Here is a 19,636-nt window from a genome sequence, read left to right as displayed (position 1 = left end):
CTAATTACCAGATGAAAATTTTTCTGAGAAAAACTTGGTTACTTCAATAATTGAATTTCGAATAAACTCAGCACGTCCAATCTTCTCATTAGATTTGACAGTTATATCGCTGAAATTATTCTCTAGTAGAGTTATATCTTCTTTACTTACAACAGAATCCCTTACGATACTTGCATAGGTTGGAATCTTACATCCACCTCTTCCAGAAAGAATTCCCTGCTCTTTTAGAGAGAAAACCTTAAACTGAGGAGTTAGAGTATCCCAGTCCTTAGCATCCAGATCAAGACGGTTGCACAGAGAAGATCTCAGACACAGAGGCATTGAATCCAGGATTTCCTGATCTGTAAAGAAAGAATGAACATATGGAGCCAGCAGAGCAAGAGCTCTAACCTTTGAACTCTTGAGAATTGCGGCTCTGATGCAGGCTGTACCAGCGATACCAGAACCGTAAAGACCAATGTTAGTTGCATCAATATACTTTAAGGTTCCAAGATAATCGATAGCAGCCTCTATAGCCATAGAGAAATGATCATTAAGATTCAGTTTTTCACAGGCTCCTGCGCCAGGCATTTCCAGTACAAAGGCACAAATATTGGCTTTAGCAAGATAATCATTGATGAATCTGTAGGCATATGAGAAGTTACTCTCATACGGACAGACAATAATTACACAAGGATAGACCTGCTTTAAATCAGGAAGATGCAGATAGCCAGAGACCTTTTTTCCGTCAACATTAAAGAAATGTTCCTGCAGAATACCGTTGGAAGGATCAATATCATACATCTTCTTATAGGTAGTACGGCACAGGGTATCAGAATTCTGAGCTAAAGTATCTGACTTAAGAAAAGGATAAGCTGCAATGGCGAAATAACGGGAAGCCAGACGGTAATTGTGGCTTGCCCCTAAAACATCATTTCGTCTTTCACATTCATGAGCCTTGTTGACTCGATTCTGAGCAATGGAATTGAACTCAAAATTCCAGTGACCGCTGCCGTATTCCTTCACGGTATCATGTAAAGAATCTCTGCTGCGGACATTCTTTGAGACACAGATTTTTGCAAGAGCCTCATCAATATCAAGAGCGCTTCCTCCAGAGAAAACCCATTCAAACTTAAGAACAGGTCTGTAGAAATCTATAACAAAACCGAAGGAAATGTCTTCTCGGGATAAAGCCGGAAGTTCCACGCCACTATTTGAAATGACTGAAGTCTCAGGATAAACGAATTTAGGTTTAAAAAGGATTTCACTTAGATTTAAAGATTCTTCCATAAAACATATCTTACCTAGTCATACGAATTAAGCAGATTTTAACCTATTTATAGTCTTGATGCACTTTTAAACGGATTGAACAAAAATAGAACAGAAAAGGAAATATGAAAAAATCCACTTTATGAACATACTAAAAACAAAAAATGCACATGACAACTTTTGTAAAAATTTATATAAATAGGTCAAGATCTCAATTTTAATAAAACCGCATTATAAAGCCAAATTTAAAAGATAAACCACAAGTTTATCTACTGAGTTTCCCACAGGCAGAATAGCCAATTTAACTTAGTTTCCCACAGTTTCCACCATAACCCACAGACTTTCCCACAACCTAATTGGGAAAAAAAATTTTTATAAAAAAATTCATTTTTAGATTAAAAAAAAATAGAAGTAATTAAAAGAATGTTTAAAACGATAGTCATTTTTTTCTTAAAATCAAATTTTATTTATCTTGTTGATTTTAAAAATAATTCAAATAAAAATTTTCATTTTTCCAAAAAATGTTACTCAAAAAAAAACTATTGAAAAAATATGTAAACACAGTATGAATATTTATTATATTGTTATGTCTGATTTTATCTACAAGAATAAAAAACAACAATTATTCCCTACTAGAGCTGAAAACATTAAGAATTCATAAAAAAACCGAAAAGTTTCCCACAGGTGTGGAAAACTTTTTCCACTTTCCCACAGGTCTAAAAATCATAATTCAAAGGTGTGGGATAATGGGTTAACACTTTGTATTTTAATTAAAAAACTTTTATATTTTTTCTTGTTCATTATTGACATTTAAATGTCAATAGCTGTAGCTAAAACTAAAAAAAATTTTTATCCACACATTTTCCCACAGCTTTAGGGAAAGTTTTTTGGATGCTCATTTCTTTCATTTCTGAAATCCTAATAACAACTATTCTTAAATATATCTAAATTTTTACTTATCGCTTTGTTAAATAACGTTTTTATTTTATAAACTACTACTTTTATTCTTGCTTATTAAGAAATACAAATCTCAATAAATCGACATTTTTGGGTTTAGAGGAATATTTTTAAAATTATCAGTTGTGGGAAAAAGCGTATTCTATATTAACATTTTGAAAATTAAATAATTTTTATAAAGCAATAGCTTTTTTTTATTATTTTCCCACAAGCTGTCAGAGCTGATTAAATGCAATTTACCCACAGTTTCCCGCACAATCCACAGAGTTTCCCACAGTTTCCGACATTATCTACAAAAGCAGTATTTTCTATTATTTATTTTCAGTTTTGTAAATTGCTTTTATTTGATCTTTTCATTGCATTTACGTTTATTTTATTGAACATTTATCTGCATATTTTCATAACCGGAGCCTGACAGATTAACTTTATAAAGCCGGTATGGATTAAATCTGCTAAAATTTGTTGACTAATAAATAAGGATACAAAGTGGAAAATAAAAAAAAATCTGTCCTGTTAAGATCAGGAGCCATAACTGCAGGTGCAACCTTTCTCTCCCGTATTCTTGGAATGCTGCGTGATATAGCAATTGCTTCACTGTTAGGCGCATCTTTAAGTGCTGACGTTTATTTCTTTGCCAACAGAATTCCAAATTTCTTCAGAAGACTATTTGCTGAGGGAGCTTTTTCTCAGGCATTTGTGCCTGTAATGAGCAAAACCAGAGAAACCGGAGATAAGGCAGCCTTAAAAGAACTGCTGGACAAAACAACTGGTACTCTCGGCGCAGTTGTTCTGCTGATTACACTTATCGGTATGGTGGCCTCTCCTGTTTTAACCGCAATCTTCGGCTGGGGATGGTATCAGGCCTTTTTAAAACATACCGATGAGGCTATTAAGTTTACTCAGGCAAGCTATCTTTTAAAGATTACCTTCCCTTACCTTTTCTTTATTACCTTAACCGCCTTAAGCAGTGCCGTACTGAATGTTTTTGGAAAATTTCTTATTCCGGCAATTACCCCCTGTGTATTAAATATTTCTCTTATCTCCTTTGCCTTCTTTGTAGCACCTCATTTTGAGGATCCGAATGTAGTTCTGGCTTATGGTATGGTTGTGGGAGGTATACTTCAGCTGTGTCTGCAGATCCCTTTTTTAATAAAGCTCAAAATCTTTATTCTGCCAAAGTGGGGCTGGTCTCATGAAGGAGTCAAAACCATCAGACGTCTGATGATTCCGGCAATTATAGGTGTATCAGCAAGTCAGATTAACCTTATTGTCAATACAGCCCTGGCATCCTTCCTGGCAACAGGTGCAATATCTTATCTTTATTACTCAGACAGACTGCTGGAGTTTCCAATAGGAATCTTTGCTGTAGCAATCTCAACAGTAATTCTGCCAGCCCTATCCAAGATCAATATCAATGAGGCAAAGGACAAATACGTAAAAACTCTGGACTGGGGTGTAAGACTTGTGCTGCTTCTGGGAATTCCATCCATGTGCGGTATTATTTCACTAAGAGAGCCAATCCTTAGAGTTATTTTTATGAGAGGCGCATTCACACCTGAGCACGTTCACCTGTCTGCAGCTTCTCTTTTAGCTTCAGTTTCAGGCTTATGCGCAATCATGCTGGTAAGAGTTATCGTACAGGGATTTGCTGCCATACAGGACACAAAGACACCAGTAAAATGCTCACTGATTGCCATCATCTCCAACATTATTTTTAACCTTTGTCTGGTATGGCCCTTAGGTTATGTAGGTCTTGCCCTGTCCACTGCTCTTGCAGCCTACGTAAATCTTTCACTGCTGCTGTTCTTCTTATATAAAAGAAAGATCTATACCGTATCCTCAGGCACAATTATCTTTATTCTAAAGGCGTTAGCTGCTGGTATAGCCATGGCCCTTGTAATCCACTTTACAGTACTGGATTTCAACCGCTGGGTAAGCATGTCAACCATAGAGTCTATCTTCTATCTTACCGCCTACGTTCTAATGGGAGGAGCAACTTATGTTGCTGTATGTCTGGCTCTTGGCATCAAACCAAGAATGATAAGAATGTAATTTTAAGAGGATAGCTATTTTAAGCTATCCTCGTATTGTCTACAGTGCGCACTCAAAATCCTCAATAAACATCTCTCCGTTGATAAAAAAATGCAGAATATGCCGCATTACAAAACAATAGGAAGCATTTTTTCGAAAAAAAATCCAGAATTATTCTTTGAATTTGCATAGTTTTTTTAACACTTAAAAATATTGTGCAAAATTTGACTGTTTTATGCAAAGACATTCATTTTTTTATCATTATAATAGTCGGCTCTATACATACAGAAAATAATATTTTGTATAGTTAAATAAAATAAACATCAATAATAAAAAATAAGGAGATTACAACCTAATACTATTTTCGAGATATCCTATTATGAAGCATTTAAAAATAAACGCATCTGAATACTACAGAGTCCATTGCAAGAAAATCTTTGAATCGTCTTATACAAAGGAAAAAGACTGTTCCTTAAATCTGACACCGAAAGCTGAAGCACGCATGACCGCTGCATTTAACCTGCTGTTCAACTATATGCCAGCAGCCCTTGTTCCCTATATGCAGTATGCAGCAAATGTTGCTCCTGAACTCTATAACAACATGCAGACACTTGCCGATGTTAACCTATACTCCAAAGTTAAATTTGAAAAGATGGATGAAACAAAGCTAAATGCAGTTTCAAGACTATCATCTTCAAACACAAACCAGCTAAGATGTGCTCTTCTTGAAGCGGCACAGACTTCAGAGACACTTGTCGAAAAGCTTATCAACAGAAAAAACAGCAATCTGCTGTGTGTTATAGAAAACAAGATGCAGCTAAGTGTATTTCCAAACATTATTGGACCTGCAGATGACGTTTCCAAACGCAAAACCCTGGCTTATATGCTGGTAAAAGTAGGCAGTACCAAACATCTTATCAGCAAGCTCACCGGAACAGGATCTAAGACCATCAAAGATCTGTACGAAACAGTGCTTTCCGAGAATTTAAGACCTATGAGACGCTATAAAGCAGCAGATAATGATACTAACTTTGGAATATCTCATCTGATTAAGGTATGCAGCAACAAACAGTTTAGCAACCAGATTATGCTGATGCTCTCAATGTACACCATCTGCAGTCGAATTCTTTTAAACAAGCTGCCAACATCAAATCATTTTGATCAGGAAGATATCGGCGAGAAAATGTCACTGCCGCTTGCCATAGGTGTATACAGAGCATGCTTCGACCTGTGCAGAAATTTCAACAGACTTTATCCGGTAAAGGTAAAGAAGCCATTTGAGTTTGCATTCTTTGATGATTTCTTCACAGCCCTTGAAATATTCGTTTCTAAACAGGCAGAGGTTGTAGCCTGTGAAGACTGTCATACTCCTTATCTGAACCTTTATACCAGAAAAGGAATAAGAACACCTGTTCTTGCTAGTGAGAATGATGATTTTTTCGCAAGTAAAAAAATTTCGTTCTGTCCTAGCTGTAAATGCGAGTTCGAATATAGTCTTTACGACTAGACTTCGTTTTTCCTGAAAGCCATCCTGTAAGTATCCAGAAAAATTTCAGGTATACGCAGGATTGGCTAAAAAAATGCAAAACTCTGGCAAATAATAATGTCAGAGTTTTATTTGTTCTTATTACGGACTGACTGAGGTCAGCCCATAGTCTTAAATATTAGTGGTGCTCATGTCCATGACTGTGAGAGAAAGAAGTATCTGCACTCATCATAGATTCAGATGCAGCGGATCTTTCTTCAGTTAGAACTCTGTAGTCAGAATCAAGTCTAGGATCAGCCATACCTGCAATCATGGCAACATGAGAAATCACAAGAAAAGCTGAAAGCAGACCAACTCTTAAACCTCTCTGGAATCTCTCACCTAAGAAAGCTCTGAAGGTATTTAATGTTACCACGCCAAGAGCAACCATTATCAGTCCGCCTAAAACATAGAAACCGACCGCAATCTTATCAATCAGACCATACCAGCCGGAATTCTCTGTCAGAGGAACAATGACCTCTTTTAAGATATATATATCAATCAGAAGAAATACAGCCGCACCTAGAAGGCATGAAAGCTTATTTACAAGCATCAGTTTAGGTCTGTTTTCTTATAAAAAAAACCAAATATAGATGAAAGCATTTCCAAATGAAAACATTAACCGATGATCCGTTTGAAGACAATAACCTTTTGAAATTTTGTAAAAAATTTTGTTTGTCTTCGCACATTTATAAGCAGTACAAAATGATTTTCCTTGTTATTTAATTTATAGTTAAAAGTATGTAAACACTATAAAAATAAGGGGTTGGCTATGAGAAAATATACAAACATTCTGGTTATTGCAGAGCCAAAAAAAGATGTTCAAATAGCACTAAAAAGAGCTTTAGAAATTGCAAAATTCAATCCTAAGGCAACTATTACATACCTTAGAGTTGTGTATGATTTTTCATACGATCTGCTCATTCTGAATAAAGTTAAGGAAAAGCCAATTCACGAAGATATAGAACAGACTCATATCGACCATCTTAATGAGATTATTGAGGAATACCGCTCTCAGGAAAATTCAGAAGCAACTATTGTTCCTAAAGTTGTTGAAAACAGAGATGTAGGTGAAGCAGTTATCGACGAAATGAGAGCGGGTAATTATGATCTGATCATCAAGGCAGCAAATCGTCACGGTATACTCGATTCAATCATTTTCACTCCTATTGACTGGTTTATTCTCCGTCATGCGGAAATTCCAGTTATCATCGCCAAAAACAATGACTGGCAGACAGGAGGCAACATTGCAGTCTGTGTGGATTTCACTCTAAATGACCATCTGCAGAGTAACGTAGCAATGCTGCGTGAGGCACAGGTTCTTGCAAAGGCAACAGGAAGCAGAATTCATCTGATAAATTCTGCACCTGTTTATATGCCAACAGTTATGCTCGAGGTTCCTCACTATTCCCCTGACCTGTATGAACAGGGAGTTCTGGAAGAACACAGAAACCGTATGTTCGAGTTTGCAGACAAGCACCATATTGACAGAGAATACTGCCATATTGAGGAAGGCATGCCGGATGACGTAATTCCTTCAATCTGCGAACAGATCAATGCAAAGGCTGTTCTCATCGGTTCTGCAGGTCGTTCCGGCATTGCAGCCGCACTTATCGGAAACACCTGTGAAGAGATTGTTGATGATATTGACGCAGATCTGTTTGTATTAAATCGTAAAGCCATAAAACTGGAGAAGGAAAAGAACAGAGAGTAGTCATTCTTTTTAGGAAATACTGATCTATTTTGGCCTCACTTTGGTGAGGCTGAATTATTTTCGCTGGTTGAAATTGCTTTATTTGACAGCGGAGATTTGCGTGACCCAATCACTTAATGAATCACTCTGTTCAGAGTTTCAAACACCGTCCCAAGTTTTTTAATATCTAAACTAGAGTAGTTAATAACAAAGTGATGGGGTATAGCTTTTCCTGTCATATAGTAATCAGACAAAGGACTTATTCTGATCTTTCTTTTAAGCAGCTCTCTTTTTATAGTCTCATCATCTATATCAGTTTTAAGCTTCATCAGAAAATGAAGACCTGACTCGTTTTCAATAAGCTCCATATTATCTTTCAGCGAGCTCTTATACAGCAGTTCTATCACTTCTCTTCGTCTGCGCAAATAGTAAAGTCTCATTCTGTTGATGTGTTTTTCAAAATAGCCTCTGTTTATGAACAGAGAAAGAGTATACTGCTCGAAATTCGAAACCGTGCAGGAGTAGAAGGAAAGTTCCTGATAGAAGCGATTTGCAAGATCTATCGGCAAAACCATATAGCTGATACGTATGGTTGGGGTTAGAGTCTTTGAAAAGGTATTCATGTAAATAACTTTCTCACAGCCATCTATACTGAAAAGGGTTGGATGAATCTTACCACTCAGACGAAACTCACTGTCATAATCATCCTCAATAATATACCGGTCAGAAGTTTCATTGGCCCAGCTTAAGATCTCATAGCGTCGGTCAGCAGGCATGGTAATCCCCGTCGGGAAATGATGATTTGGACTTATGTGAACGATCTGAGCATTCACCCTATTAAGCTCCTGAACCGTTACACCTTTTCTGTCGATATCTGCCAAAACACAGTTTGCTCCATACTGAGAATAGATTGATTTAAGCTTTTTATAACCAGGATTTTCTATACAGAAATTACGCTTGGTTCCTAACAGCTGAATCAAAAGACCGTACAGATATTCTGTTCCGGCGCCCACTATAATCTGATTGGGATCGATGAGCATTCCACGAAAGGCCTTAAGATGTTCCGCTATGGACTCCCTTAATTCTAAGATACCTCCTGTTGGAGATTGGATCAGGACTTCCCTGCTCTTTTGCGACATCACTTCTCTTGAAAGTCTGGACCATACAGAGAAAGGAAAATTCTCAGGCTTGATATTATTGTTGGAAAAATTGATTTCACACTCTTCCTCAGAAGGAGGCAGCTTAATATCCAAAGAGAGTTTTGTATCTGCGCCTAGTTTTCTGAGACTGCAGAGATTTGCAACGTAATAGCCCTTTTTCGTTAACGAATAAATATACCCTTCACTCTGCAACTGGTTATATGCATTCTGAACCGTAATGGTACTGATCCCGTTGTTTCTGGCAAAGGCTCTTTTGGAAGGGAGTTTTTCATCTGTCTTTAAAATTCCCTTTGTAATGTCATCCTTAAGGTATTCATAAAGCTGTTCATACATTGGAACACCGTTGTTCTCAAAGACATAGGTTAACATGCAGCACCTCAAATCTGACATCTAAAACATTATCATTCTGGAGATTTATATAATACCAGATAACTATATAATTTCTGATATAGATAAATCAAGGAGAAAAACAATGTCAAATTCAGAAATTATCGTAAACAAAGGTTTAGCTCAGATGTTAAAAGGCGGTGTGATTATGGACGTAACCACCCCTGAACAGGCAAGAATCGCGGAAAAGGCTGGCGCCTGCGCCGTCATGGCTTTAGAGAGAATCCCTGCGGACATCAGAGCTGCAGGAGGTATCTCCAGAATGAGTGATCCAAAGATGATCAAAGGAATTCAGGATGCAGTAAGTATTCCGGTAATGGCCAAGTGTCGTATAGGCCACTTTGTAGAAGCTCAGATTCTGGAAGCTATTGAGATTGACTATATTGATGAGTCAGAGGTTTTAACTCCTGCCGATGATATCTATCATATTGATAAGACCAAGTTCAAGGTTCCTTTTGTCTGTGGAGCCAGAGACTTAGGAGAGGCTTTAAGACGCATCAGTGAAGGCGCCTCCATGATCAGAACCAAGGGTGAGCCAGGTACAGGAGATGTAGTACAGGCAGTTCGTCACCTCAGAAAGATTCAGTCCCAGATAAGAAAAGTGGTCTCATTAAGTCCAGATGAACTATATGAGGAGGCAAAAAACCTGCAGGTTCCATATGATCTGATTTTATCTGTTCATAATAACGGAAAACTGCCTGTTGTAAATTTCGCTGCCGGTGGTGTTGCAACACCTGCAGATGCTGCGCTGATGATGCAGTTAGGAGCAGAAGGAGTATTTGTCGGTTCAGGTATCTTCAAGTCAGGAGATCCGGAAAAGCGAGCTTCAGCCATTGTTCAGGCTGTAACCAATTACACAGATGCCAAGCTTATTGCCTCCCTATCTGAAGATCTTGGAGAGGCCATGGTCGGAATCAATGAGCATGAAATCAAGCTGATTATGGAAGAGCGAGGCAAATAAAATGAAAATTGGTGTTCTTGCCGTTCAGGGAGCTTTTATTGAACACGAAAAAATGCTTCAGAAACTTGGAGCAGATACCGTTGAGCTTAGGCAGAAAGGAGATCTGAACAATCTTGATGGACTAATTCTTCCAGGAGGAGAGAGTACTGTCCAGTCACTTCTGTTAGATAAACTTGAGATGAAGCAGTTACTAAAAGGCTTGATTGAAGATGGACTCCCTACCCTTGCAACCTGCGCCGGACTGATTCTGCTGGCAAAGAACATTGATAATGCGCCCAAAAGTCATCTGGCAACACTGCCGGTAAGCGTAAAACGTAATGCCTTTGGGCGTCAGCTGTCAAGCTTTGTTACCAAGCAGAATGTAGGCTGTGTCTCTGATTATCCGGAGGTATTTATCAGAGCACCATATATCTCCAGTACGGAGGATGGAGTGGAAACACTTTGTGTTCATGAGGATAAGATCGTGGGAGTAAAGTACAAGCATCAGATTGGTCTTGCCTTCCATCCCGAGCTTACTGAGGATACAAGAATCCATCAAAAATTTCTGGAGCTGATTGCAGCTTAGTTTTCACATCTTCTCATTGTAAAACTGCTGCTTAAATTTCAGCAGATACAGTCCAATTAAGCTAAAAGAATTCTCTGCATTGAGAATTCTTTATGCAAGCAACTCTCCGCATAAAAAAGTCAACATATTTAAAACACAGAATGATCGATGACGAGGTGACAGAAAAAAACTGTATCGGCTCTTCTCCTAACTCTATTTTCCATATCTTCAAAAATTTGCACAATCCGCCACTTTCAAGAATATCAACTTGATTTATAAGAAAAATCACATATCATTCAAAGAGGGGAAATATCTTCTTGAAACATCAAACTTTTCTGCTACATAAAATTATGTATGTTTCTTTTTGAAATTTTACTTTTTTTTAGGTAATTATTGAAAGGTTAAGATTATGTATTTACGGTCGTACACTGATTTTAATTTATTAAATTCAATATGTTACCAATAAAAACGATTTTTCTCCTTTAAATCAATAAATAATTTTATGTAGTTACATTTTTCTAAACTTTTGATGTAGTTCAAATTTTGGTACTTTATTATTACTTATAATTAAATAAAGGTAGGTCAAAAAGGGAAAGTATAAATATGATTACAGAGATAGAAGAGTTTAAGCAACTCATTAAAGATACTTATCCAGAGACAATAGATGTTCAAGATGGAATTCTTGCTATTCCTTTTGAGTCTTTTGCGCTTACACTTGGTTTTGCACAGGGAGACACAGAAAACGTAATCTTCCGAGCAAAGGTTGTTGAACTAAGCGCACTAGAGCGAGCTAAACAATTTGCAAAAGATGCTCTAAAAGGAAATTTTTTCTGGAGTGGAACAAATGGAGCAACACTCTCCATAGGAGCTGATGATGCCGTATATATAACAGAACGTCGACTGATTACAGCATTCCCAAATAGTGAAGTCTTAAAGCAGGCTGTTGAGGAATTCGTTAAAACCGTCAGTGACTGGATGATCAGGAGTCAACTATATGCTTAGAGATCAATTTGCAAAAGTTTTAGATGAATTTGGAGATATGCTTCAGGAAGATATCTATCTGAGCGATGATAACACCTCCACTTTTATTGCAGATAATGAGGTTGTAATTAACATAAATTATCTTGAACAATCTGACTCTATTTTGATGTTCTCTCCTGTGGGTGAACTCGAAGATGATGAAGCTTCAGGTCAGAAGGCAATAGAGCTTCTGAAGCTTAACGACATCGGAAATGTAGCAGGAAGAGTCACTTTAATGATGGATCCTCAAAACAATTTGATATTAGCTGCCGATCATCAGAGTGCTCTAACCGTAACATCAAAAGAAGTTCTAGCAGATTGGGTTGATAATTTTGTTCATGCAGTTCGTTCAACCAGAGATTACTTTGCAGAGCATTATCCTGTAGAGGAGTAATTACTATGACAGACCGTATCTCAATTAATAACAATGGAAACATTCCTGTAGGATCCGCTCTGATAGACAATGTTCAGAATAATAATATTCAGAATGAGCAGAACGTTGACCAGCCTAACAATGTTGAAAAGCAGCAAATTATAGATAATATTAAGAATGATATCGGACTTAACGATGTCATCAATGGTGTTGCTAATGGTAACAATCTGCAATCAAATGTAGATGGTCACAACGGAAAACATGTTAATGTAATGGATCAGAATCTTCATAATATTATTCAAAATCAAGATCTGAATCCTCCTGCCGGAAATGGTCAGCCTGAAAATAATCCTATAAATCAGGAACAACAGAATCAGTCGTTCATAAATGAAGAGCCTGAAGATAATGTGGTTAATCAGGAGCCAGAGAATCTGCAGATCGAAATTGAACATGATAATGAAGTAAATCCTCAGCAACAGCCTCAGGTACAGAATCAGGCTGTTGGAAAAGAATGGGATTTTAGTAAGGCAGAAGGTCTAAAGGATCTCGTCAAGAATTCATACGACAATATCAGAGCTGATATTAAAGGCGATAAATATATTGAGGAGTTAGAAGGTTCTTTAACCCAAAAATATGAGGACCTAACCCAAAATAATCCGGTTTTAAAAAATCAGCTAAAGCCTATTTTTGATCAACTCAAAGAACAGCTCACAAGTCTAAAAGATGCAAGAAGACAGCTAAGCTTGGGATTGCCTGAAAGTAGTACCTTATCCTCAGATCCAAATGAAGCACTGGCTCAGATTAGAAAGTTTCTGCGAGTATTCCGTTATGAGACTCAGTCAAGCTTATTAAAAATAAACAATAATACCCAGAAGATGGGAATAATTGAAAGAACTTTTAGAGGTATTCAGAATCTATTCACTTTTGGTATTAACCACAAAGTTACCAAGAATGAGATTGTTAATGTCAATAGTCTTGAAGACGATGTTGCAAGATTACTGCAACAGTTCAATAACATTATAACTAATGAAAATGTGGGACATGAAAATGTGAGACAGGAACCTGTTGCAATACCACAAAAATTCAATCTGAGAAATACTATTAATGACACACTGGAAATAAGCCATCGTACAAATGATCAGATCAGAAGGTATCAGCAGAGAAGTGACGATTACACAAGAATTCATGAAATTTTAGGCCCAGCTGTTGACTCTGGCGGTTCAAGAAAAGTTGAGTTTACAGTTGCAGCCGGTGTCCTGGTTGGACTAGGCTTCCCTGAAACAGTAACTGCAGGCGTTAAAGCCAGTGCAAGATTCACTGTAACAGCCGATGTAAAAGGCATGGGAAAAGGAAATCCAGTAACAGTAACCTTCAGATTAGCTGGCGGCCTTGAAGGAAAGCTTCTTGTAAAAGCCGGTGATGAAGAAAAAACCTTTACAGGTGGAAAGGTTCAGGCAGGATTAGGTGGACAGGTGTCTTCATTTTCAACCCGCACCTATGCTTCACTGGATGATCTTATTGCTGATGCAAATCGCAATAAATTTGCTACCACACGCCAATTTGGAGCATTTTTGTGGAGCGGAGTAAAGTATATTGGTGGAAAGCTCGGACAATTAGGCGGATGGATTGGAAGACACAAAGGAGATACCCTCCACTCCAATGCCCAGTACTTTAATGCTATAAAAACCCAGGGTTATATTGATCAGGTTGATGGAATTCTTGCAAAGAAATCTAATGCAATTATCCTATCTGAGCAATCAGGATGGACAATCAAGGGCTCAGCAGATGCAAGCGCCGGCATGGATTTCTTTGACAAGATGTTAACGGCAAAAGCAAGTCTTTCAGGAAGCCTTGAAAGAGATTTTAGAGTGAAATCCCAGTTCTATGCTCCTGTAGTAAACTTGCTGAAAAATATGCCTAATACAGAGGCAGTAGAACAGATGAAGAGAAATAATCCTGTATCAGGACAGCCTTCTGTTCTACCTCAGGGCGATCTGGAACAGCAGTATACTGAGCTTATCAGGGAAGCAAAAGAGAATCCTCCTACCAATGATCTGTTATGGCAGGCATTTGCCAATAATATTAGAAACCTGATGATCGCTACTGAAATTAAAGCTCGTGATGAAGTAATTAGTAGAGAGCTTGCCGACAAACTGCTAGCCCGATTCTCTAACCCTGAAATAAAGATCCCTGTAGATATTTACAGAGAGTACTTCATGGAAGGCTCCGGCCTTGCAAAACCAGCTAAGGTCCGTAAGAACTTTAGTGCCTCGGTAGAATTATCTGCATTTAAAGAAGAGGCAAAGGGACTTACTGACGGTATGAAAGATGCTACTAATACCGTAGTAGGTAGTATAGCCAAGGGGGTTGCGGATGGTGCTATTGACCAGGTAAGAAAAGAGATCGGTCTTGAGTATAAAGTCAGTTATAAGTTCTCATCAGAGAAACCTGCTAACGAAGACGATCCTCGCCCATGGGAGAATGTTACCAAGACAAATCATGAGGTAGTCTTAACTCAGAATATGGCATTCAATACACTTATTAATGCTTTATACAAGATTAATTCAGATCACAAGAAAATTGAGACTAACCATGAAGTTTTGAAAGGCGGCTTAGAGGCAGGAAAAACCGCAGTTAAAGACGTAGGAGAAAACGTCATAAGATCAATGATTGTTGCAGGTGTCAAAGAATCAGCTAAAGCAGCTGTAATGAAGTTCATGAACAATGCAGCAAACATGGAAGAAGTTTTAAATTTTATCAATAGTGAGGAAAGCCTTACATATCAGGCTGTTCTGGGAGTTATAACCAAAGCAGCAATGGATCCTAAACTGGATAAACAATTAAAGCCAGGGGATCTTAAGGATTATGTAAAAGGTGGCGATATTGCCTATACCAATGATAAAACTAGATCCTTGAAATTGTCATATGTTGACGGTGAGTTGGAAACTGTAACGTTAACAGCAACTGATACCACTAAATTTGGAATCAGTGAAGAGCCTTTAGGCGTAGGACTTGGAGTAAGTTTTGACCTCTCCTTAACTGTAACCGAAAACATTAAGGAAAATGGCGCTATAGTCAATACCTCACTGACAACACTGATGGAAAAGACAGAATCCTTACTGGCACAGTCTTCATTTACCTCAGGATCATGTGAAGGAATAAAAACATGGATGGCTCGCAATATCGATGCAGTAAAAATGTTAATTCCACTAAGTGAGAAATCGCGTGGTCTAATAAATCGGGCACTTGAACTAATGGATCCTGATGCTCGTGCTAGAGCAGAGGATGCCGTTAACAGATTAAATGCATTGCAGCGTAATTCGAATAATGATGACATTGTCAATGCAGTCCATGATCTGATAGTGCCAATGACTAAAGCCTTCAGATCTGAACTTCCTGGAGCTGTACAGATTGAAGAGCAGAATCAGGAGGAAGATAATGCAAGTATCCATAGTGATGTAGATGAGGTTGACAGTGACGATGAGTCAGAAAGTAGTATGAGTTCTGATTAAACAGCGTTATTGGAGAATGACGTTAGATTAACACAGCAAAGGTAAAACAAACCTTTACAATACCTGCAAAACTGAAATGGATTGCAGGTATTTTTTTTCAGAACAAGGGAAACACAAAAGGACTTTCAGAATATTTGTATTATTGGCTGTCCGGTACCTCTAACTAACTGAAAACAAACGTGATGTTTGAAAAAACAGAACCAGAGTCTATTGTTCTCCTTCTCAATGCACCATCATAAGCCGCTCCATGTGTTATAATGCGTGCGATTACGTAAAATTTGAGGAAATAAAGTGAGTACATTAATAACAGACTTAGAACCAAAATCAGTTTGGAAACATTTTTCAGAATTAAACAAGATTCCTCGTCCATCTTCTCATGAACAGAATGTAGCAAAATACATAGTTGATTTTGCCAATAAGAATGGATTTAAAGTTGAAACCGATGAAGTAGGCAACGTCATCATTGATGTACCTGCCAGTGAAGACAAGAAAGACGCTCCTACCGTTATTCTGCAGGGCCATATGGACATGGTTCCGGTTGCAGCTGAAGGATACGAATTTGACTTTCTGAAGGATCCTATTGAAAGCTATGTAGACGGTGAATTCGTAAAAGCTAAAAATACCACTCTAGGAGCCGACAACGGTATTGCTATTGCTATGGCTCTATCCATGTTTGAACCTATCTCATCAATCTTGATTCTGAGGAGAATGGTTTCCTATATGTGAACTGCGCAGGTTCTCAGGATATTGATATCAGATTCAATATCTCAAAAATTATTCCTGAGGCAACTAGCGCGCTTACTATCAGATTATCCAATCTGAGCGGAGGTCATTCAGGTGCAGATATCCATGTTGGTAATGCTAATGCCATCAAGGTTATGGCCACCATCATTGACGATCTGAGTGACGAATATGATCTTTTCATACAGGATTTCACTGGCGGAACCGTAAGAAATTCGATTCCGGCAAAGGCAAGTGTAACTATTGCAGTTCCACAGGACGAAACCGAAGAGATAAAAAAGAGTCTTTTAAGAATCTTTGAGAACCAGAAGTCTTTATATTCAAAGACCGATCCTGACATGAAGATTGAGATCACCGAAGCTGAAGTTTTAAAGGCTTTAGGTTATGCTCAGACTCAGGATCTGATTCATCTTTTAAGAGCTCTTCCTAGTGGAATTATTCGTATGTCAAAGGAATTTGCTCCTGTTGTTGAGACCTCCATCAATCTTTCAATGGTAAAAACCTTCGATAATGAGATTGTAATTGAAATGATGCCTCGCTCTCTTGAGGATGCAGGTCTTGCACAGATTGTTGAGGATGTTCGTTCCTGCTGTTACCTTCTGGATAATGTTGAAGTTGAAACAAAGAATCTTCATCACTGCTGGTCATCACCAAGTCATAACCGTCTTATTGAAGTATTAAATAAATGCTACAAGGAGGTTAGCGGCAGTGAATTCAAGATCACAGCAATGCACGCAGGCGTTGAATGCGCACAGTTTGCCCTTCTAAACAAGAATCTGCAGCTGATTTCTGTTGGACCAACTATTTTAAATCCTCACAGTCCACAGGAAAGAGTTGACATCAAGGGCGTAGAGCAGATGTATATAACAGTTTGTCATGCTTTAGCAATGCTTTAAAAAAGTATTTACATAAGGAAGTATCACATGCGTCAGAACACAAGTTCTCAGAGAGCCTCTCTTCCATTCCAGTGTTTTCACACCTGTACAGCACCTGGAGTGGATGCATCCAATGCAGAACTGTTTGTAAGAGGTGTAAACCATAGCAGACTAAAAATCTGGATTGTAAGCTTTTCCCAGAATGAAGACGTAAAAAATCCAATGACCTATTCCGGTTCCTATTCAGGAATCCATAGATTTGTAGCTCCGCTTAATGCAGATAAGAGCCATAACCTTATAACCTATTACTTTAAGATTATGCTATCTGATAAAGACGGTGTTCCGGTGGACGTAGTGTGGTACAGTTCCTTAGGCATGTCCAGAGAACCGCCTTTAAGACAGCACTGTTATGTGATTGAACTGTTCAACACCCACCCTCAGTGGGCAATGGACAGCGTAATCTATCAGATCTACCCTGATAAATTTGCAGCCTCTTCCGGAAATTTCACTGTTGATGGAACCAAAGTAAATGCAGATTCTCCTGTAAGATTAAAGGATTTTGAGTTTGTAAACCTTGATGAAACTCACTGCGGTGGTGATCTTGACGGTGTTGCCACCATGCTTCCTTACATCAGAGGACTTGGCTGTGACACAATTTACCTGACCCCTATTTTCAAAGCCCCTTCAGTACATAAATATGATACTGAGGATTATGATGTTGTTGATACTCACTTCGGAGGAAATGGAGCTCTCAAGAGATTAAGAACCGTGGCTTTAGGCTATGAGATGAAGATCCTGCTTCACGGTACCTTCAATCACACCGGTGATTCCAATCCTTGGTTTGATCGTCAGGAGAAAACAGGAAAAGGAGCTCTCCGTCATAAAGACTCCCCTTACCGTGAAATATATACCTTCAACTCCGAAGGCGACGCTTACGTTTCTGACGACAAAGCCAACTATCCTAAGCTTGATTACTCAAGTTATCTGACTCGCCACCTTATCTACGAGGGAGAGAATTCCATTGTAAAGAAATGGACCCGCGCTCCATACGGTATTGACGGCTGGGTTATTGACGATGCCAACCAGATCGGTGACAACGGCAATGCCCGCAACAATGTCGAGAGACTGTCAGCAATCTGTAACAGCGCCAGAGAGTCTCATCTTGACTGCCTGATGCTCGGTCACTTCGGAACCGATCCTAGATACGCCCTATGCTCTGAGGGTAATGTTGACGGTACCATCAACTACACCGGCTTTATCAGTCCAATCCGTTCCTTTTTCGGTGGTATCAACTTAAACGGTGATCCTACCCCTTACACAGGTGAAGACTTAAGAAGAACCTGTGAGGAATTCGCCGTCGGTGTTTCTCAGCAGTTAAAGCTATGTCTTGTAAACCAGCTGGATAACAACAGTCTGCCTCGTTTCTACGATATTATCGGCGGCGATAAGCACTTATATCAGGCTGCCCTGGCATGTCTTGTAACCTGGCGAGGAATTCCTTGCATCTATCAGGGTGATGAGCTTGGCGATGTGATTGCAAAGTATGAGGTCGGACCTCGTTCCATGATTCCATTCAAGGCCTTAAAGGATCATCATGCAAGTGTAAACTCAGCTGAAACCCAGACTGTGATTACCGAACTTACCGCCCTGCGCAGATCAAATCCAGCCTTCTCTCGCGGCACCATGATCTTCATCAGTGCCGGTGGTGCTTATTTTGCCTATATGCGTCTTTACAGGGACAGATTCAGTATCGTACTTGTAAACGCCTCTCGTCAGCAGGTTAAGTTTGAACAGGGCTCTATTCTGTTCCCGCTCCTGGCTTCAATGTATATGCCTGAAGACTGTGGCAGCGACAATGCAGAGGATTCAGGTGAAGATCTGCTGATCCCTCTGTCAGGAAGAAACGTTCGCCGTTACGACCATGCAGAAGGTCTTGAAGGTCTTTACGAGATGCTGGGAAGAGAAAAGCTTGCCGTCTACAGCTACGGTGCAACCAGAACCTCTAAGGAATTTGAGGAGAAGTTCATCAAGGAGCTGATTGCAGGTAAGAATATGACTATTCCTCCTCGTTCAACAGTGATTGTATCCAATCTTAAAAAGTAATACATCACTTTAGCTATTTTTATCAAATTCAGGCTCGCGAAAACCCCGTACTTTTAGTGCGGGGAAGAAGCGAGCCTTAAAAGCTGTTTTCTGCATTTTACTTTAACATATTGAAATTACATTAATAAACATTGTTAATCGTGCAAAAATTCTGTTTTTTTTCTTATACTATCATCTTCAATTGTTAATAATCTTGTTAGAGTCCTTTCATAGTAAATGAATATCAACTGGAAACAGGCATACAAATATAGGTTAAGACCTAATGGCGCACAGCAGAGAAGATTACTTCAGCTCTGCGGCTCTGCCAGATATGCATGGAACCAGGTATTGGCAGGAAGAAACGAGGAATATAAGGAATATCTTGAAGACATCTAATCAGCCAAATGCTGGGGAGAAGATGTTTCTTTAAAAATAGAACTCTGTATCTCCTGATACCTTCAGGTATCAGGAAATAATCTTCCAGCGTAAATAATTTCTCTTCTAGACCACGCTTCTAGGTGTATTCA

15 protein-coding genes are annotated in these 19,636 nt (G+C 38.7%); 12 read left to right on the top strand and 3 right to left on the bottom strand.

Translation table 11 applies throughout. The annotated features are described in order from the left end of the window. Window positions 1-1,269 (bottom strand): alpha/beta hydrolase, encoded by a 1,269-nt coding sequence (locus tag QZU45_RS03085; RefSeq protein WP_295351460.1) that lies wholly within the window; start codon window positions 1,267-1,269, stop codon window positions 1-3. Window positions 1,270-2,691: 1,422 nt separating this feature from the next. On the opposite strand from QZU45_RS03085, the gene murJ reads away from it, so the two are divergent. Both murJ and QZU45_RS03075 read left to right on the top strand, forming a co-directional pair. Next, window positions 2,692-4,257 carry a murein biosynthesis integral membrane protein MurJ gene (gene murJ, locus QZU45_RS03080; RefSeq protein ID WP_295351457.1) on the top strand — a complete coding sequence of 522 codons (1,566 nt, stop codon included), beginning with the start codon at window positions 2,692-2,694 and terminating at the stop codon, window positions 4,255-4,257. A 358-nt stretch (window positions 4,258-4,615) separates the two neighbouring features. Continuing rightward, on the top strand, window positions 4,616-5,743 hold the full coding sequence (locus QZU45_RS03075; protein WP_295351454.1) for a hypothetical protein: 1,128 nt from the start codon (window positions 4,616-4,618) through the stop codon (window positions 5,741-5,743). Window positions 5,744-5,900: 157 nt separating this feature from the next. Here the strand turns inward: QZU45_RS03075 and QZU45_RS03070 are convergent, their stop codons facing one another. Continuing rightward, on the bottom strand, window positions 5,901-6,314 hold the full coding sequence (locus tag QZU45_RS03070; protein WP_295351451.1) for a DUF6803 family protein: 414 nt from the start codon (window positions 6,312-6,314) through the stop codon (window positions 5,901-5,903). A gap of 219 nt (window positions 6,315-6,533) precedes the next feature. On the opposite strand from QZU45_RS03070, the gene uspE reads away from it, so the two are divergent. Next, window positions 6,534-7,475 carry a universal stress protein UspE gene (gene uspE / locus QZU45_RS03065; protein ID WP_295351448.1) on the top strand — a complete coding sequence of 314 codons (942 nt, stop codon included), beginning with the start codon at window positions 6,534-6,536 and terminating at the stop codon, window positions 7,473-7,475. 113 nt (window positions 7,476-7,588) lie between these two features. Here the strand turns inward: uspE and QZU45_RS03060 are convergent, their stop codons facing one another. Next, entirely contained in the window at window positions 7,589-8,983 is a 1,395-nt protein-coding gene (locus QZU45_RS03060) for a PLP-dependent aminotransferase family protein (RefSeq protein ID WP_295351445.1), read from the bottom strand. Window positions 8,984-9,086: 103 nt separating this feature from the next. Here QZU45_RS03060 and pdxS point away from each other — a divergent pair, with 103 nt between their 5' ends. The 9 genes from pdxS (at window position 9,087) to QZU45_RS03015 (ending at window position 19,505) form a co-directional block, all read left to right on the top strand. Continuing rightward, a complete protein-coding gene (gene pdxS, locus QZU45_RS03055; RefSeq protein WP_295351442.1) occupies window positions 9,087-9,962 on the top strand; it encodes a pyridoxal 5'-phosphate synthase lyase subunit PdxS in 876 nt (291 codons plus the stop codon). 1 nt (window position 9,963) lies between these two features. After that, on the top strand, window positions 9,964-10,527 hold the full coding sequence (gene pdxT, locus QZU45_RS03050) for a pyridoxal 5'-phosphate synthase glutaminase subunit PdxT (RefSeq protein WP_295351440.1): 564 nt from the start codon (window positions 9,964-9,966) through the stop codon (window positions 10,525-10,527). Between the two features lie 582 nt (window positions 10,528-11,109). Next, entirely contained in the window at window positions 11,110-11,508 is a 399-nt protein-coding gene (locus QZU45_RS03045) for a type III secretion system chaperone (RefSeq protein ID WP_295351437.1), read from the top strand. Beyond that, a complete protein-coding gene (locus QZU45_RS03040) occupies window positions 11,501-11,920 on the top strand; it encodes a type III secretion system chaperone (RefSeq protein ID WP_074944498.1) in 420 nt (139 codons plus the stop codon). Before QZU45_RS03045 ends, QZU45_RS03040 begins: the two co-directional genes overlap by 8 nt. Window positions 11,921-11,925: 5 nt before the next feature. Next, window positions 11,926-15,411 (top strand): hypothetical protein, encoded by a 3,486-nt coding sequence (locus QZU45_RS03035; RefSeq protein ID WP_295351432.1) that lies wholly within the window; start codon window positions 11,926-11,928, stop codon window positions 15,409-15,411. A gap of 291 nt (window positions 15,412-15,702) precedes the next feature. Beyond that, entirely contained in the window at window positions 15,703-16,137 is a 435-nt protein-coding gene (locus QZU45_RS03030; protein WP_295351429.1) for a hypothetical protein, read from the top strand. Next, window positions 16,134-17,048, top strand: a complete 915-nt coding sequence (locus QZU45_RS03025) for a peptidase dimerization domain-containing protein (RefSeq protein ID WP_295351426.1) — start codon at window positions 16,134-16,136, stop codon at window positions 17,046-17,048. The genes QZU45_RS03030 and QZU45_RS03025 overlap by 4 nt, the downstream gene beginning before the upstream one ends. Window positions 17,049-17,075: 27 nt before the next feature. Then, window positions 17,076-19,130: an alpha-amylase family glycosyl hydrolase gene (locus QZU45_RS03020; protein ID WP_295351424.1), complete on the top strand. Its 2,055-nt coding sequence runs from the start codon at window positions 17,076-17,078 to the stop codon at window positions 19,128-19,130. Between the two features lie 216 nt (window positions 19,131-19,346). After that, window positions 19,347-19,505 carry a helix-turn-helix domain-containing protein gene (locus QZU45_RS03015; protein ID WP_295351421.1) on the top strand — a complete coding sequence of 53 codons (159 nt, stop codon included), beginning with the start codon at window positions 19,347-19,349 and terminating at the stop codon, window positions 19,503-19,505. Window positions 19,506-19,636: the final 131 nt, after the last annotated feature.

The sequence above is a fragment of the uncultured Succinivibrio sp. genome (genome assembly GCF_902756765.1).
Classification (GTDB): domain Bacteria; phylum Pseudomonadota; class Gammaproteobacteria; order Enterobacterales; family Succinivibrionaceae; genus Succinivibrio.
The sequence above is the reverse complement of the archived record's forward strand: the minus strand, read 5'-3'. Positions and strand labels throughout refer to the sequence as shown.